The sequence below is a fragment of the Paraburkholderia franconis genome, from assembly GCF_009362735.1.
Classification (GTDB): Bacteria; Pseudomonadota; Gammaproteobacteria; order Burkholderiales; family Burkholderiaceae; genus Paraburkholderia; species Paraburkholderia franconis.
Map to the genome: position 1 here is coordinate 1 of NZ_WHNP01000043.1, position 15,452 is coordinate 15,452.

Genomic DNA, 15,452 nt, shown 5'->3' on the forward strand with positions numbered 1-15,452 from the left:
TCGACATCACGGCGACGTACACGAACGTGCAGTACATCCCCGGCGCCGGCTCGGCGTTCCACAGCGAGGCGATCTGGAACACGGGCGGCATCGTGCTGCACTGGAAGCCGACGGCCGCATGGGACTTCGCGACGGGCTACAGCTACACGCGCGCGACGAAGGCCAACGGCATCACGAGCAGCGCGCAGTACCAGCAGTTCAACCTGTCCGAGTACTACTCGCTGTCCAAGCGCACGGGCCTGTACGCATTGCAGGCGTATCAGCGCGCGAATGGCCAGACGCTCGGCAACAACGGCGCAGGCAACATCATCAACGCAACGGCGACACTCGGCGACGGCTTCAACTCGACGCCTTCGTCATCGCGCAGCATGGTCGGCGTGGGCGTGGGTATCGTCCATAGGTTCTGACGCCACTTGTTGTGCTTGAAGCGGAACAGGGCGCCGCGCTTGCGGCGCTTTTGTTTTTTATGCGTGAATCTCGCGCAGAATCGCATGCGGCGACAACTTCTTTGTGATTCAAGCGTATCGGGACCACTGTTTGCTTAAGGCGTCGACTACTGCCGCGCGTCGCGCGCTCCATGGCGACAGCACGCATATCGCGAGGAGCATCAAGAAAGGGCCATCAAGAAAGTGCACGATAGGCGCACGGCAGTAGGTGGCCGGCCACGATGAAGATGCTCGCGGCTGCTACAATCCTGCGTCATTGCAATACAGGTGAACACATGGGCTTTGAACAACTGGCGAAGCTGAGGGACGAACTCGCCAAACAGGCAAACGCGCAGCGCAAGCAGAAGCAGGCGGCGGAAAAGCAGGCTGCCCAGGCGGGCGCCAATGATGCCAAAGCGAAGGACACAAAATCCCGGGACGCCAGGCCCGCGGCAAAGGCTGCCGCGAAGCCGGCGGGCAAGCCAATGGGCAAGCCGGCGCAGGCGCGGCCGGCAGCGCGGCAAAATCCCGTCGATCCCGTCGTGCATACCATCGGCAAATTGCAGAAGCGCTTTCCGCTGGCGTTTCCGAAGAATCCTGCGCCGAAGGTGGCGCTGAAGATCGGCATTCTCGAAGATCTGCTTGCGCAAGCGGGCGAACTGAAGCTGACCGAGCAGGAAATCCGCGACGCCGTGAGCACCTGGTGCCGCGGCAGCCGATATTGGGCAAGTCTGACGGAAGGCGCGCCGCGCGTCGATCTGACGGGCACCGAAACCGGCAAGGTCACGGCATCGGATTCGGCGTTTGCGCGTCGTCGCTCGGGTGGACGGACGAAGCCGGCCAAGCCGGAGGGCGAAGCGAATGCCGTCGCGAAGGCAGCGGAGGACGGTGGCAAGCAGGAGCCGGAAAGCGCTGCCGCCGACGAAGCCAAGACGTCTGAAGCGGATCATGCTCGCGGCTGATAGATAGCCGGCTCGCCGGTAAGGCAGCGAAAGGGCGGCGGGGAAATAAGCGACCTGAGCGGTGACGAATCGGGCGACACTTCCTCGCCGCTCATTTCTCCGTCATGCAGCGCGCGTCGCACGCTTCACGTACGCTCGATATCCTTGATTTTCCGTGCCGGCACGCCGCCGACGAGCGTATAGGCCGGCACATCCTTCGTCACGACGGCCCCCGCGGCAACCACCGCCGCCTCGTGAATCGTCACGCCGGGCAGGATCGTGGCGCCCGCACCGATCCACACCTTGTTTTCGATGCGGATCTCCTGGTGGTCCAGTCCGCGCCCGAGCTCGGGCTCGAACACGAGACCATGCGTCGCCGTCTCAAACGACACGCGCGGTCCGATCTGCACGTCGACACCGATCGAGATCCGGCTGTTGCGACAGGCAAGGCGCGTATCGGCGTTCAGATACGCGCGGTCTCCGATCGAAATGCCGCCGATCGTTTCCTGGTTGAGGCTCATCTCGACGCTCAACGGTCCGATAATCGTCACGTCCTTGCCGATCATCATGCCCGCCTTGCGGTACATCGAGGCGCGCATGCGATTGAAAGGGCCGTACGTCGGCATCATGTTGCCGAGGCTCATGAAGATGTGTCGTTTCAGTGCCGTCAGTTGCTTCATCGTTTCGCCTTGATTACCGCGCATCGTGCCATCCTCGCGCGGTCGACCGTCGCCGTGCCCGGTGAGGCACACGCGCGGTCGGGTTGTTCTGACTTCAGCCGTTCTTTGAAGGACATGTCGATAATCCCGGCTCGCTCGATGGGCCGCCGCCGTCGAACCGCCCGGTTGGACTAAAAGTCTGATCTTACCGATCGCTTGCACCCGCGGACCCGCTTCATCCACCAAGTGGCCTATTCCGAGGGGGTTTTGGCGCGAACTCAGGCATCGCGCGCTGCAACGTCGACGCAATCGCGCGGTGCGCGCCGGAATGTTCCCCTTTCGTTTTGATCAGTGCCGCATCGACGCTCTGCCGTCGCATGCAGGTGATCCAGCGTTTCGCCATGCATGACGCCACGCGATTCGCGACAGGGAACACGTAGCCTTGTACACGCCATGTGCCGTTGGCCTGACCACGTTTCGGGCTGAAATTGCGCGCATGCCTTCTGCAGCCCCGGATCAGTCGCTCACCGCTGTCCTGTGACGCTCTGCCGAGCGGTCCGACAACGCGCTGAAAGCGGCGACGAGCGCCGGACTGCTTGCGCCTCTACCCCCTCAAAGGACAGGGTGCGCACAAAACGTATTGGCATAGCATTGCGCCACGAACTGCCAGATAACGTCAGCAATCCCCGAACCCAGTCGAGTCGAACAGGAGACAAGCAGCATGTATATCGGCATCAACATGGGGTACATCGCCACCCTCTTCACACCAGCCCAGGAAATCGAGTTCGCACAGGAAGCGGAGCGACTCGGCTACCGTTCGCTGTGGGTTGGCGAGCCCTATGGCAACGACGCAGCAACCGTCCTCGCTGCGCTTGCGGCCTGCACGAAGCGCATTCAGATCGGAGCGGGCATCTTCGCGATTCCCGGCCGAACGGCAGCCATGACGGCGCAGACGGCCGCGACGCTCGACTGGCTCTCGAACGGACGCCTGCTGATGGGCCTTGGCCCGAGTGGCACGCAAGTCTCGGAAGGCTGGCATGGCGTACCGTTTGCAAAGCCGCTGCTGCGCACACGTGAATACGTCGAAGTGATCCGCATGATCCTGCGCCGCGAAAAGCCGCTCGAGTACCACGGCGAGACGATACGGCTGCCGCTGCCGGGGACGGAAGGCAAACCGCTGAGGCTGATCATGCATCCGGTGCGTCCCGCTGTGCCCATTCTTCTCGCAGCGCTCGGTCCGAAGAACATCGAATTGTGCGGCGAAATTGCCGATGGCTGGCTGCCATTCTGGTTTGCACCCGAGCACGCGGCGATGCTGCGTGCACCGCTGGAGGCCGGCGCGCGCGCGGCCGGCCGCGATCCCTCTGCGATCGACGTCATGGTCAACGTGATCGTTCATATCGACGACGACCTTGCCCGGGCACGCAACACGATGCGGCCGAGACTTGCGTTGTATGTCGGTGGCATGGGCTCGAAGGAAAACAACTTCTACAAGACGCTCGTGAGCTCGTATGGCTATGGCGATGTCGCCGAACAGGTCCAGGAGCTTTATCTGTCCGGTCGCAAGGCCGAGGCAGCAGCGCTTCTGCCCGACGAACTCGTCGACATGGTGACGCTTTGCGGCCCCGCAGACCGGATTGCCCAGCGCCTGCACGCCTATCAGGCTGCCGGTGTCCACACCGTCATTCCGATGTTCGAGACGAGCAGCTTCGAGGAGCGGATGTCGCAACTGCAAGCGTTCGTCGATATCGCGAAGCGCTCCGGCTGCGTGACGTTGAGCCTCGACTGACGAGCGTTTGCGCGGGCACGGGCGGGACTGGCGACACGTCGCCGAAGCGTGACGTGTCCAGGCTCGCGCTGCACGCCGAAATGTGCGCGGCGCCGAGGTGCGCATAGCCAACACGACGCGGCCATTCAGATCGCGTGAATCGAACAGACAACGTGAAGGACAACATGGTGCAACAGGAAAAACCGACGATCGCCGTGCTTGGCGGAACGGGCAATGAAGGCAGCGGGCTCGCATTGCGCTGGGCGCAGGCCGGCTACAGGGTCATCATCGGCTCTCGCAACGCAGACAAGGCCGCGCGCGTGTGTGCCGAACTCAACGATGTACTCGGCCGCACGGCGCTGACGTGGCAGGACAATCTGACCGCCGCGAAAGCAGCGGACATCATCGTGCTGACGGTGCCGTACGCGGCTGCACGCGCCACGGCCGATGAAGTGCGCAGCAGTCTCGATGGCAAGATTCTGATCGACGCCACCGTGCCGCTCGTTCCACCCAAGGTCGCACGCGTGCAACTCCCCGAGGGCGGTTCGGCCGTCGCGCAGATGCAGGCGCACCTCGGCGCAGACGTGCGCGTTGTCGCGGCATTCCAGAACGTCTCGGCACATCATCTGCGCGATCTTGCGCATGAAGTCGAATGCGACGTGCTCGTGTGCGGCGACGACATCGACGCACGTGACACCGTGATCGGCCTCGCCCGCGCGATCGGCCTGCGTGCGTATCATGCGGGGCCCATCTGCAACGCCGCGGCGGCCGAGGCGTTGACGTCGGTGCTCATCGCAATCAATTCACGCTACAAGATTCCGGGTGCGGGCATCCGCATCACGGGTATCGAAGCTGATTGTCACGCGCACGAGCAATGAAACCGCGGCAACCGGAGCAGATCGTCTCGACGGCAATGGCGGCCGTCCCGCTTGTGTCGGCAGGAGACGACCTCGCGGCACTCGTGCTCGATGCACTCGACCGGTCCGGCCTGAGAGCGAACGCATGAAACCTTGGCTCGTCGTACCCGTTCGATCGATACGCGACGGCAAGCAACGCCTCGCCGACGTATTGAGCGAGCACGAACGCGTTCGTCTCAACACGACGCTGCTCGAGCATGTGCTAGCCGAGGCCGCGCGGTTTCCCGGACGCGGACGCACGCTCGTAGTGACGCGCTGTGCGGAAGTGGCGGCTGCGGCACACAGGGCTGGCGTCGAGTGGCTCATCGAGCGCAATCCCACAGGGATGAATGGCGCCCTCGACGAAGCACGCGCCCATCTCCGTACGAACCGCGTTTCACGCCTGATGACGGTGTCGTGCGATCTGCCGTTGCTATGCGCCGACGATCTGATCGCGCTGGCGACGGCCTCTCCCCAGGCCACCGGCGTCGCGCTTGCACGCGACCACGCGGGTTGCGGCACGAACGCGCTATGCCTGCCGCTCGACGTTCCGTTCGCGTTCAGCTTCGGCAAAGACAGCGCAGCACGACACTGCAACGCAGCCGCGCGAAGCGGCTTGCCGGTCGTCGAGGTTCAGCGGCCGGGGCTTGCCGTCGATCTCGACACACCGGCGGACCTGCAGGCGCTGCGTTTCGTCGTGCCATGGCTGTGGCCGCACGCGCGGGCAGCGTAGGGGGCGTACGCGGACCGCAAGCCGAGCGCGGCGCACAGTGCGCCCGCTGTGCCACCTGGACGTGAACATTCCCGAATGCAAACCGAATGCAAACCAATAAGGAGCTCAACTTTGGAAACGCGTATTACACGACTGTTCGGTATCGATCATCCGATCATTTGTTCGGGCATGAGTCATATCGCCGTACCGGAACTCGTCGCCGCGGTCTCCGAAGCGGGAGGGTTGGGCATTCTTGCGACGGCCCCCTTGCCCCCCGAATCGACGCGCGAGTCCATTCGACGCGTGCGGGCGATCACCTCGCGGCCGTTCGGCATCAACATCACGATGTTGACGGCGTTTGCGTCGGGGAACGTGCGCGTCGCGCTGGAAGAGCGCGTGCCTGTCGTGAATCTGTCGCTTGGGCGAAGCCAGCAAATCGCCGATGCGGTTCATGCCTATGGCGGCATGATCGTCAACACGGTTACGACCGAAAAGCATGCGCGTGCCGCGCAAGCGGCCGGTGCGGACGCGCTCATCGTGACGGGTCACGAAGCGGCCGGACATGGCGGCGCAGCGACGTCGCTGACGCTCGTGCCCGCCGTGCGCGACGCCGTGGAGCTACCCATCATCGCGGCGGGAGGGTTCGCTGACGGGCGAGGGCTGGTCGCGGCGCTGGCGCTAGGCGCGGATGCCATCGCGATGGGTACGCGCTTCGCGTTGTCGCTCGAAAGCCCGCTGCACGCACACGCAAAGGATACGGCGATCAGCAAGAGCGTGACCGACACGCTGTACAGCCCGAATTTCGACGGAATTCCATGCCGTGTGATGGACACGCGAGCCGCGCGCAAGCGTGCGCGTCGTGCGATCAGTTTCATCGAAGCTGTGCCGAGTGCGCTGGCAAGCGCCGCCCAGCTCGGCATGTCCTTGCCTCAGATTTTCAGAATGGCGTTCGTTCGACCTGCCAACCTGGTGCAGCAAGTCCAGATCGGCGCATTGACGAAATCCACGCTGCTGTCCATCAGGAAAGGCGACATGGAGCGCGGGATTTTGCCGATCGGCCAGGTTCAGGGATTGATCGACGAGGTGCTGTCCGCCTCGGCGATCATTCAACGCGCGCTCAACGAAGCAGAAGAGATACAGAACCGGATGGTGTCGGCTTGATCGCTTCGTTTTCGAGCTCGATGTGGCGCACCGTTCGATGCTGCAACCCGCATTGAATCGCGGCGCGTGAACTACGACGATGCATCGAGATTAGTAAGGAATAGAAAACAAGATTCTTTCGACGGCGAACGAGATGCGCAAGGGTTGCAGTCATGCAACAGCGCAAACCAGGCTAGAAGCGGCGGAATTCGTAATCCCATATTGAAACGAAACCAACTGGTGGAATGACTATGAAAGACAATTCAGCGGCGTTTCTCAGCGAGCAGGAGCTGATGATTCGCGAAACGGCAAGAAAGGTCGCGGCGGAGGTCGTGGCCCCGACCGCGGCCGAACGCGACAGGACGTGCGCGTGGCCACATGCCGAATTGAATCAGGTAGCGGAGCTTGGATTCCTCGGGATGCTGGTTCCTCCGGAGTACGGCGGGTCGGGGGCGAGCTTCGTCGAGTACTGTCTCGCTATCGAAGCCTTCGCGGCAGCCGATGCAGGATTCGCGACGATCCTGCACGTTCACAACACGATGGGTGGCATGCTCGCCGCCGAGGGCAACGCCGCGCAGAAGGAGCGCTACCTTCCTGATCTGGTGTCCGGCAAGACGATTGGCGCCGGGCTTCTGACCGAACCGCAGGCGGGTTCCGATACGGCGGCGTTCCGCACGTCGGCCCGGCGCGAAGGCGACCATTACGTACTGAACGGCACGAAGCAGTTCATCTCGAACGGCAGCGAAGCCGGCTTCGCGTTTGCGTTCGCCATCACCGACAAGAACGCGGGGAAGGGGGGTGGCAGCATGTTCATCGTCGATCCCACCGATCCGGGCTATGTCGTTGCGCGCGTTGAAAACAAGCTGGGGCAGCGCTCGGCTCACGTCGCGCAGATCCAACTGGATAATTGCCGCGTTCCCGCCGAAAATCTTCTTGGAGAAGAGGGCACTGCGTATAAGCGGCTGATGGGCGGATTCTCCGAGGGGCGTATCGGGATCGCTGCGGTGGCGGTTGGGGTGGCGCGCGCAGCACTGGAAGCCGCAGTGCAATACGCAAGGGAACGCGAAGCTTATGGCGCGCCCATTATCAATCTGCAGGGCGTAGGGTTCGATCTGGCCGACATGGCGACCCAGGTCGCAGTGGCGCATCAATTTGTCCTTCATGCAGCAAGACTGCATACGGCAGGCATCCCGTGCGTGTCCGAAGCGTCAATGGCGAAGCTTTACGCCAGCGAAATTGCCGAGAAGGTGTGCTCGGATGCGTTGCAGATCCACGGCGGCTACGGCTATCTCGCCGACTTCCCCGTTGAGCGCTATTACCGCGATGCACGCGTGACCAAGATTTACGAAGGAACGAGTCACATCCAGAAGCTCATCATCGCTCGCAACCTGGTCTAAGCCCGTTCCGTCGGATCATGATCGGGTGAGCCGATCGTCCTCAGGCAAAAGGTCCAGCATTGATGACCGGGCGGCGTAATCAAGCGTACGAACTGGATCGATACTGCTGCTGAATCTTCCAGAAACCGGATGCACAAACAAAAGGAGACAACGCGTGAAACTCAATTTTGCGAACCTCATGGAGCAGCTCGCTGTCCGGTTCGCCGACCGCGAAGCACTGATCAATATCGAACGGCAGCGGCGCTACACCTATCGGCAGCTGCATCGCCTCACGAACCAGATCGTCAACATGATGCGCGAGCGCCTGATGTTGCGCCGCGGCGACGTGTTCATGTGCCTGCTGGAAAACGACAACCTGTCGCTGATGCATGCATGGACCACGCTCAAGGGTGAGGCGACAGCGGCGTGGACTAATTCTCGCGATTCGGTGGACGAACATTGCCGGCAGTTCGATTTCATTCGTCCGAAAGTCGTGTTCATGGAGAACGCGCTGATCGAGCGTTACTACGACACGTTGCGTAAGCTCGGCATAACCGTGGTCTGCATGGATCCCGTGGACGTCGAGCGCGAAGGTCTGTACTACTTCTGGAATCTCCTCGAAGGCGTATCGGACGCGAATCCTGGCGTCGTCAGCGACGCGTTCAACGACGTCATGGTGTACCGTTTCACGGGCGGTACAACGGGAAATAGCAAATGCGCGCAGTACACGATGGACAACTGGCTCGCCTCGCGCGACTCGTTTTACGCGGAATTCGAGCAGCACTACGAGCCTGACACTCGCTATCTGCACATGGCGCCCATCAGTCATGGCTCAGGTCTCGGTTTGCTGCCGACGCTGTTTCGCGGCGGCTGCTCGGTCACACAGAACTCGCCGGATCTCAAGTTGTGGTGCGGCAATGTCGAGCGCGAGCGGATCACGTTCAGCCTGCTGCTTCCAACGCTGATTTACCGGCTGCTGGAGTTGCCGGAAGCCGCGCAGCACGATCTTTCGTCGCTGCGCACGCTGACCTACGGTGGCGCGCCGATGAGTCCCGCCAAGCTCAGACAGGCACAGCAGCGCTTCGGCAATATCTTCGTGCAGCAGTACGGTTCGACGGAATGTCTCCAGGCCGTGACGTGCTTGACCAAGGCCGATCATCTTGCAGCAAGCGATGGTCAACTCGCCTCCGCCGGGCGTGTCGCGCCGGGCGTAGATCTCAAGGTCGTGGGCAATGACGGCGTCGACGTGGCGCAAGGCCAAACCGGCGAGTTCTGGCTCCGCTCGCGCGCCACGGTGTCGGGCTATTTGCACAATCCGGAGGGCACGGCGGCCGAGTTCGAAGACGGTTACTGGAAATCCGGCGACATGGGTTATATCGACGAGCAGGGCTTCCTGTATATCGTCGATCGCAAGAAGGACGTGATCATCACGGGCGGGTTCAACGTCTACGCGATCGAGGTCGAGGCTGCGTTGAATTCGCATCCGGCCGTGCAGATGTCCGCCGTGGTCGGCGTACCGCACGAGGAATGGGGTGAAGCCGTGCATGCTGAGGTCGTCTTGCGGGCCGACGCCCGGGTGAGTCCGGACGAACTGATCGAGCATGTCAAGAGCCATCTTGGTCGGTTCAAGGCGCCGAAATCGGTTGAGTTTGTTCAATCGCTTCCGGTGAGCGTGGTCGGGAAGGTGCTGCGTCGACAGGTTCGGGAGCGGTACTGGAAGGACCGTGCGCGAATGGTGTCATAGGACTTGAGGAGAACGGTCGGATGCGCGGGCGTGTTTGCGTGAGTTGTATCCGATGCGCGTTCTGAATCTTTGATTATGGCTTCGGCTGTTCGAAGGAATGGTCGAGGCCGTTCAAGCGCTTGCGGTAGGTTTGGGATACGGATTGATGGACGGTCTGTCGTTGTATGCCTTGTATTTGACATAATATCAATTATCAATTTTTCGTTCAGATGTCCGCTTTCCGGACCATCGTAAGCTGACCGGGTCGGCCGCCGGTTGTTACAGCTCTTTCGCAATCTCCGCCATTAACCCGCAACCGGCTCCCCAAACCCCTAAATCACCCCGTCTCAATCCCCAGCGCCGTAATCAACCGCTCGCGCCGCGACAACGCCTGCAACGACCGTTTCCCCAAATGCGTCGCGACCAGATTCAGCAAGCCCTCGCAAAAGATCAGATACGCGCCCATGCTGTTGCTGAAAAAGCTGCTGTCATGCGGAATCAGAAACGCGTGGCGTGCGGGCGGCACCAATGGAGACGCAAGCGTGTCCGTAATCGCGATCACCGTCATGCCGGCCTCGGCGGCAGCCACGGCGGCCTCGGCGACGCTGCGCGTGTAAGGTGCGACGCTCGACACGACCACCACGTCGCCCGGTTGCAGTTGCGCGAGTCCTTCGGCCACGCCGAGTCCCTGCGCGTCGAGCAACGCGACATCCGTACGGATCATCCCGAGCCCATAGCAAAGAAAGCTCGCAAGCGCGCTGAACTGCCGCAAGGCATGCACGCGCACGCGCGGCGCGCCCGCGAGCAAACCCGCCGCGCCGTGCAGATCGTCGGGCGACAGCCGCGCAAGAAACGTCTCGACGTTGCCGATCGATTCGCGCGCGAGTTGCGCGACGACATCGACCTCGGGCGACGATCCGCCATTCACAGGCGTCTGCGTGCGCGCCTTTTTCCCCGCGACGAGCCGCTCTGCCTGATGCGTATAGAAATGCCGATGGCGCTGCGCGAGCGAATCGCGAAACACGCTCTGAAAATCGGCGAACCCGGTATAGCCGAGCTTCGTGCTGAGCCGAGTGAGCGTCGACGCATTTACGTCCAGCGCCGTTGCCAGGTCGGTGATGGTACGCACGGCCACTTCCTCCGGCCGTTCGAGCAGTCGCGCCAGCACCGTATGCGCCTTGCCGCCGAGCGACAGGCCCGCCTCGTCGCGCCCGATCCGCACCACCAGTTCGCGCAGTCCGTCCACGCTGCGCGGCGCGGTTCCCGTCGTGTCCGGCGCCCTCGCCTCGTCGTCATTCAGAGCGATGCGGCGCGTCTTGCGTTTGTCTGTGTCCATCGATCAGTCGATACCGTGGCGGCCTGCCTGGCTGTTCATAAACGTCCCATTCTATGTGAGATGCCCTGATCACGATATCGGCGGTGGCGAGCGTGTTCTCGTCGTCCGGGTCGGCGGGGTCGGCGCGATAGATCGGCAGCGACGTGTCGTGCGTGTCGGCGAGAATCGCAAGCGGATCAGGCGCGCGCCCCTCTTCGCGCGCTTCGTTCAACAGCACGTCGCCGCGTGCCTGCCGGTCGCGCGACGAATCCGTCACGACCTGAGCGAAGCCGCGCATCGACGGATGGATCGCGTGATTCGCATGCAGCGACGGCTGTGCAATCTCTCGCACCGAAACGCCATGCGCGCTGTACTCGACGCTCAGCAGCGCGGGACTCGTGCAAGCCCCGAGCGTCAGATGGAAGCCGCCCGCGCGCGGATTCTCGCGCACCACGGAAAGCGCCGCATCGACACTCGGCGCATTCAGCACCGCGCGCGTGAGCACCATGCGCGGCACGCCCGCCTCGACCCGGCGCTGCCGCAGATTGTTGACCGTCATCGCGATGCCAGCGTCCGTCACGGCGAAGGTATGCCCCGGCAGCGAGCCCGGATACACGAACGCCGCAAAGCCCGGACTGCCGTCGATGCGGCACGCCGCAAGCGCGCAATGTCCCGCGAAACCGGGATCGCCGTCTTCGTTGTGGCTGATGCGCTTTTCCGCAGCGGACGGCAACTGCACCGTCGTGCATCCGTCGGGCGACGCGGCCCAGACGTCGCCGCGGCAGTTCCACAAAAAGAGTTCGTCGAACGGCACGCGCAGGCCGTCGGCGAGCCCCTGCAACTCGGACCAGATGCGCGGAAACCGCTGCTGCACGTGCTCGGCCATCGCGGCTGCCATCGGCGTGCCGCGCCATTGCATCACGTTGCGCCATGCTGGCGTGTGCATCAGATGACGATGCACGGCGTCGGCGCCGAAGCGCCCTAACGCCTGGCCCGCGTCATAAGGCGAACCGGAAATTTCGATGAAACCAAGTGCTGGCATGTGAGCGAAATCATTCGACGTGTTGAAGGAAATCACGCAGGCGCTGATTCGGCGGATTGTCGAGCAGTTCGGCGGGCGGTCCGTCGACGGCGATATGTCCGTGCTCCATGAAGATGAGCCGCGTGCCGACCTTGCGCGCGAACGCCATCTCGTGCGTGACCACGACCATCGTCATGCCCTCTTCCGCCAGCGACTGCATCACGCGCAGCACTTCCTGGCGCAGTTCGGGATCGAGCGCCGAAGTAGGCTCGTCGAACAGCATCAGCTTGGGCTTCACGGCGAGCGCGCGCGCAATCGCCACGCGTTGCTGCTGTCCGCCCGACAGCTCGCTCGCGTAATGATCGACGCGTCCCGCGAGGCCCACCTTCGCGAGCAGTTCGCGCGCAAGCGCCTGCGCTTCGTCCTTGCTCATGCCGCGCACCTGGCGCGGACCGAACGCGACGTTCTCGAGCGCCGTCATCTGCGGAAACAGATTGAACTGCTGGAACACCATGCCCGCTTCCGTGCGGATCTCGCGGACCTTTTTCGCCCCGCCCCGCACGCTGATGCCATCGACGATCAGATCGCCGCCGTTGATATGCTCGAGCGCATTGATACAGCGCAGGAGCGTCGACTTGCCCGAACCCGACGGTCCGATCAGCACGACGACCTCCCCCGCGCGGATATCCAGATCGACGCCGTCGAGCACGATCGTTTGCCCGAAGCGCTTCGTCACCTGCTTGAATTCCACCATGTTGGCGAGCGCATTCATAGAATCCGCATCCTCTTTTCCATCGTGCGCAGACAGAACGTCAGCACACCGATCATGCACAGATAGATGACGGCCACGGCCGTCCAGATTTCGACCGCGCGAAAGTTCGCGGCCATGATCTCCTGGCCCTGGCGAGTCAGTTCGCCGACGCCGATCACGATGAAGAGCGACGTATCCTTCAGGCTCACGATGAACTGGTTGCCGAGCGACGGTGTCATGCGCCGCACGGCGACAGGCCCGACGACGAACGCCAGCACGCGCCACATCGGCATGCCGAGCGCGAGGCCTGCTTCCTTCAGGCCGCTCGGCACGGACAGAAACCCGCCGCGCACGATCTCGGCGATATACGCGCCCGAGTTCACGACGATCGACACGACGGCGGCCGTCATCGCATCGACGCGCACGTTCAGCAGCACGGGCAGCGCGAAGTAGATGAACATCACCTGCACGACGATGGGCGTGCCGCGCACGAATTCCACATACGCGAACGCGATCTTCTGCACGAGCGCGTTGCCGTACGCGCGCATCAGGCCGAACAGAAAGCCGACGAGCAAGCCGCCCGCGAGGCCCACGACGGTAATCATCACCGTGAGCCGCGCACCCTGCAAAAGCGCAGGCAGCGCATCGACGACGACGGACAGATCGAACTGCATGACTTCTCTCCCGAGGACCGCTTATCAGGACTTCGCCGGCTCGACGCCGAACCACTTCTTGTAGATCGCGGCATAGCGGCCGTCGGCCTTGATCTTCGCAAGCGCCGCGTTGACCTTCGGCACGAGCGCACTGCCCTTCGGAAATGCGATGCCGTATTGCTGCGCCATCATCTGCGGACCGACCGCCTTCACGTGGCCCTTGCCTGCCGTGTTGATGTAGTAGAGAACGTTCGGCGTGTCGTGCATGGCCGCGTCGACGCGCCCTGTCTGCAACTCCAGATACGCGTTGTCGATGTTCGGGAACTGGCGCAGGTCCGTGCCCGCGAAGTGCGCTTTCGCATAATCCGCCGACGACGTACCCGTCTTGATCGCGAGCGACTTGCCCTTCAGGTCGTCCGGGCCCTTGATCGTGCTCGCGACGGGCACCATCAGCGTGAAGCCGCTGTCGTAGTAGCCGTCCGAAAAATCGATCACCTTCTTGCGCTCGTCCTTGATCGTGATGCCTGCGAGCGCGACATCGACGTTATGCGTCTGCAGCGCGGGCAGGATGCCGCTGAAGTCCATCGGCTGCAGCTTGTAGTCGATCTTCAGGTCTTTCGCGATGGCCGCCCACAGATCGATGTCGAAGCCGACGTACTTGTCGCCCTGCTTGAATTCGAACGGCACGAACGCCGTATCGCAGGCGACCAGCAGGGTCTCGGCCCGTGCCGATTGACCAAGGACGGAAACGGCGACGAGTGCGGCCGCGGCGAGCTTTGCTACGAGTTTCATGACGACACCTTCTGCGTTGGTTGATGGAACGACGGCAAACCGGAAACGACAGCAAACCGATTTGCGCTGAGTATCTTCTCGCAAATTTATTTGCGCAATAGGGACGTGTGCAAATTGGCTTGCGAATTGGGTATACCCTGGCGTGGGAGCGGCGAAGGCGTCGTGTGTTCGGGTCGGGACGCCGCGATGCGCGATTGCTGCCGAGCCCTACGCGAGTCGCAGAGAAGGCTGGAACCCCATGGTTGAAGGCAAACGAAAGGATGCGTTACGTCTGCGGGCGGGACGCGTGTTCGAGATCTGCTGGATTGCTAACGGGGGCGCGGCGTATTAATGCCTGCGATCATCAACGCCCGCCATCAATCGACAATCGCCGGCTCCTCGATCGCGCGCGTCAGCAGATCGACAAACGCCTGCATCACGTGCGGCAGCGTGCGTCCCGCCATCGTCTGAACCTGCAGCGTTCGCTGATGCAGCTCCGGATTCGTGATCGGCACAGCCGCGAGCCCGTCCGCGTGGAGACGGCTTCTGACCGTCAGATAGCCCGTCAGCGTCACGGCGTCGGTCAGGCGCACGAAGCTCTGGAGCGCCGCATGATAGTTGCTCACGAACACAGGCTCGAAGATCAGCCCTTCGAGGCTGCACGAGATATCGAAGAGCTGCCGGATCGTTACGCCCTGGTTGTCCATCGCGAGCGGCCAGGGCGTGAGATCGCGCAGCGACACCGACTCGCGCGCCGCGAGCGGATGGCCGCGCCGCACGAGCGCGAAGATCGGCGCGCGCTGCGAATAGTGCACGTTGATCTCCTTCTCCGGCGCGATGCTGAAGCACACGGCGATATCGGCCGTGCCTTCCCTCACCCGCTGCGTCGCGACCGATGGCGCCGACACGTCCAGCTGAAAATGCGTCGACGGATGCGTCTTCAGAAAATGCGCGAACACCTGTGGCAGAAAATGCGGCGCGACGCCTTCGGAACTGGCGACGCGTATCGTCGCGCGGCCGCCCTCGTTCAGCCCGCGAATCTCGTCGATCACGCGCTCGCTTTCGAGCAGGCTGCGCCGCGCATGCTCGGCGAGCAGCCGCCCCGCGTCGCTCAGCACCATGCCGCGCGGACGCCGCTCGAAAAGCGGCGTGCCCAGTTCCTCTTCGAGCTTGCCGATCTGCCGGCTCAACGCCGACACGGCCACATACAGCCGCTCGGATGCCTTGCTCAGCGACCCGCTGCGGGCCACCTCCAGAAAGTAACGCAGTGCCGTGCTGTCCATGTCGATGGGTCGTGTGCT

The 15,452-nt window shown here is 62.8% G+C and carries 15 protein-coding genes and 1 pseudogene; 9 read left to right on the top strand and 7 right to left on the bottom strand.

Annotation, left to right across the window (positions count from 1 at the left end; genetic code table 11):
- Together GCT13_RS32105 and GCT13_RS32110 are read left to right on the top strand one after the other, a co-directional pair.
- Positions 1–407: pseudogene (locus GCT13_RS32105) on the top strand (porin); the annotation flags it as partial.
- A gap of 314 nt (positions 408–721) precedes the next feature.
- Complete coding sequence (locus GCT13_RS32110; RefSeq protein ID WP_152765059.1) at positions 722–1,387, top strand: ProQ/FinO family protein; 666 nt, start codon at positions 722–724, stop codon at positions 1,385–1,387.
- A 125-nt stretch (positions 1,388–1,512) separates the two neighbouring features.
- On the opposite strand, the gene GCT13_RS50960 is transcribed toward GCT13_RS32110, so the two are convergent.
- Positions 1,513–2,070, bottom strand: coding sequence for an acyltransferase (locus GCT13_RS50960; protein ID WP_152765061.1), 558 nt, complete (start codon positions 2,068–2,070; stop codon positions 1,513–1,515).
- Positions 2,071–2,746: 676 nt separating this feature from the next.
- Between GCT13_RS50960 and GCT13_RS32120 the strand changes: the two genes are divergently transcribed.
- The 7 genes from GCT13_RS32120 to GCT13_RS32145 all read left to right on the top strand — a co-directional run bounded on the left by GCT13_RS32120 (position 2,747) and on the right by GCT13_RS32145 (position 9,661).
- A complete protein-coding gene (locus tag GCT13_RS32120; RefSeq protein WP_152765063.1) occupies positions 2,747–3,814 on the top strand; it encodes an LLM class F420-dependent oxidoreductase in 1,068 nt (355 codons plus the stop codon).
- A 134-nt stretch (positions 3,815–3,948) separates the two neighbouring features.
- Complete coding sequence (gene npdG / locus GCT13_RS32125) at positions 3,949–4,671, top strand: NADPH-dependent F420 reductase (RefSeq protein ID WP_321574758.1); 723 nt, start codon at positions 3,949–3,951, stop codon at positions 4,669–4,671.
- The gene (locus tag GCT13_RS50615) at positions 4,668–4,799 is read left to right on the top strand and encodes a hypothetical protein (protein ID WP_265335312.1); all 132 of its coding nucleotides are present in this window, start codon (positions 4,668–4,670) and stop codon (positions 4,797–4,799) included. Before npdG ends, GCT13_RS50615 begins: the two co-directional genes overlap by 4 nt.
- Entirely contained in the window at positions 4,796–5,422 is a 627-nt protein-coding gene (cofC, locus tag GCT13_RS32130) for a 2-phospho-L-lactate guanylyltransferase (protein ID WP_152765065.1), read from the top strand. The genes GCT13_RS50615 and cofC overlap by 4 nt, the downstream gene beginning before the upstream one ends.
- 111 nt (positions 5,423–5,533) lie before the next feature.
- Positions 5,534–6,562 carry an NAD(P)H-dependent flavin oxidoreductase gene (locus GCT13_RS32135; RefSeq protein WP_265335313.1) on the top strand — a complete coding sequence of 343 codons (1,029 nt, stop codon included), beginning with the start codon at positions 5,534–5,536 and terminating at the stop codon, positions 6,560–6,562.
- Positions 6,563–6,792: 230 nt separating this feature from the next.
- Complete coding sequence (locus GCT13_RS32140; RefSeq protein WP_152765069.1) at positions 6,793–7,938, top strand: acyl-CoA dehydrogenase family protein; 1,146 nt, start codon at positions 6,793–6,795, stop codon at positions 7,936–7,938.
- 154 nt (positions 7,939–8,092) lie between these two features.
- A complete protein-coding gene (locus GCT13_RS32145) occupies positions 8,093–9,661 on the top strand; it encodes an AMP-binding protein (RefSeq protein ID WP_321574759.1) in 1,569 nt (522 codons plus the stop codon).
- Positions 9,662–9,977: 316 nt separating this feature from the next.
- Here GCT13_RS32145 and GCT13_RS32150 read toward each other — a convergent pair whose 3' ends face one another.
- The 6 genes from GCT13_RS32150 to GCT13_RS32175 form a co-directional block, all read right to left on the bottom strand.
- Positions 9,978–10,976 carry a MurR/RpiR family transcriptional regulator gene (locus tag GCT13_RS32150; protein WP_152765071.1) on the bottom strand — a complete coding sequence of 333 codons (999 nt, stop codon included), beginning with the start codon at positions 10,974–10,976 and terminating at the stop codon, positions 9,978–9,980.
- A complete protein-coding gene (locus GCT13_RS32155; RefSeq protein ID WP_152765074.1) occupies positions 10,933–11,997 on the bottom strand; it encodes a C45 family autoproteolytic acyltransferase/hydolase in 1,065 nt (354 codons plus the stop codon). Before GCT13_RS32155 ends, GCT13_RS32150 begins: the two co-directional genes overlap by 44 nt.
- A 10-nt stretch (positions 11,998–12,007) precedes the next feature.
- Positions 12,008–12,748: a glutamine ABC transporter ATP-binding protein GlnQ gene (gene glnQ / locus GCT13_RS32160; RefSeq protein ID WP_152765076.1), complete on the bottom strand. Its 741-nt coding sequence runs from the start codon at positions 12,746–12,748 to the stop codon at positions 12,008–12,010.
- Positions 12,745–13,401, bottom strand: coding sequence for a glutamine ABC transporter permease GlnP (gene glnP / locus GCT13_RS32165; RefSeq protein ID WP_152765078.1), 657 nt, complete (start codon positions 13,399–13,401; stop codon positions 12,745–12,747). Before glnP ends, glnQ begins: the two co-directional genes overlap by 4 nt.
- A 24-nt stretch (positions 13,402–13,425) precedes the next feature.
- Complete coding sequence (gene glnH / locus GCT13_RS32170) at positions 13,426–14,172, bottom strand: glutamine ABC transporter substrate-binding protein GlnH (protein ID WP_152765080.1); 747 nt, start codon at positions 14,170–14,172, stop codon at positions 13,426–13,428.
- Positions 14,173–14,528: 356 nt separating this feature from the next.
- Positions 14,529–15,434, bottom strand: a complete 906-nt coding sequence (locus GCT13_RS32175; RefSeq protein WP_152765082.1) for a LysR family transcriptional regulator — start codon at positions 15,432–15,434, stop codon at positions 14,529–14,531.
- Positions 15,435–15,452: the final 18 nt, after the last annotated feature.

What these genes read in the sequence shown, in the direction of transcription:
- glnH (WP_152765080.1), bottom strand. Translation starts at nt 14,172, where the DNA reads ATGAAACTCGTAGCAAAGCTCGCCGCGGCCGCACTCGTCGCCGTTTCC.
- GCT13_RS32140 (WP_152765069.1), top strand. Translation starts at nt 6,793, where the DNA reads ATGAAAGACAATTCAGCGGCGTTTCTCAGCGAGCAGGAGCTGATGATT.
- GCT13_RS32110 (WP_152765059.1), top strand. Translation starts at nt 722, where the DNA reads ATGGGCTTTGAACAACTGGCGAAGCTGAGGGACGAACTCGCCAAACAG.
- glnQ (WP_152765076.1), bottom strand. Translation starts at nt 12,748, where the DNA reads ATGAATGCGCTCGCCAACATGGTGGAATTCAAGCAGGTGACGAAGCGC.
- GCT13_RS50960 (WP_152765061.1), bottom strand. Translation starts at nt 2,070, where the DNA reads ATGCGCGGTAATCAAGGCGAAACGATGAAGCAACTGACGGCACTGAAA.
- GCT13_RS32175 (WP_152765082.1), bottom strand. Translation starts at nt 15,434, where the DNA reads ATGGACAGCACGGCACTGCGTTACTTTCTGGAGGTGGCCCGCAGCGGG.
- GCT13_RS50615 (WP_265335312.1), top strand. Translation starts at nt 4,668, where the DNA reads ATGAAACCGCGGCAACCGGAGCAGATCGTCTCGACGGCAATGGCGGCC.
- cofC (WP_152765065.1), top strand. Translation starts at nt 4,796, where the DNA reads ATGAAACCTTGGCTCGTCGTACCCGTTCGATCGATACGCGACGGCAAG.
- GCT13_RS32150 (WP_152765071.1), bottom strand. Translation starts at nt 10,976, where the DNA reads ATGGACACAGACAAACGCAAGACGCGCCGCATCGCTCTGAATGACGAC.
- GCT13_RS32120 (WP_152765063.1), top strand. Translation starts at nt 2,747, where the DNA reads ATGTATATCGGCATCAACATGGGGTACATCGCCACCCTCTTCACACCA.
- GCT13_RS32155 (WP_152765074.1), bottom strand. Translation starts at nt 11,997, where the DNA reads ATGCCAGCACTTGGTTTCATCGAAATTTCCGGTTCGCCTTATGACGCG.
- glnP (WP_152765078.1), bottom strand. Translation starts at nt 13,401, where the DNA reads ATGCAGTTCGATCTGTCCGTCGTCGTCGATGCGCTGCCTGCGCTTTTG.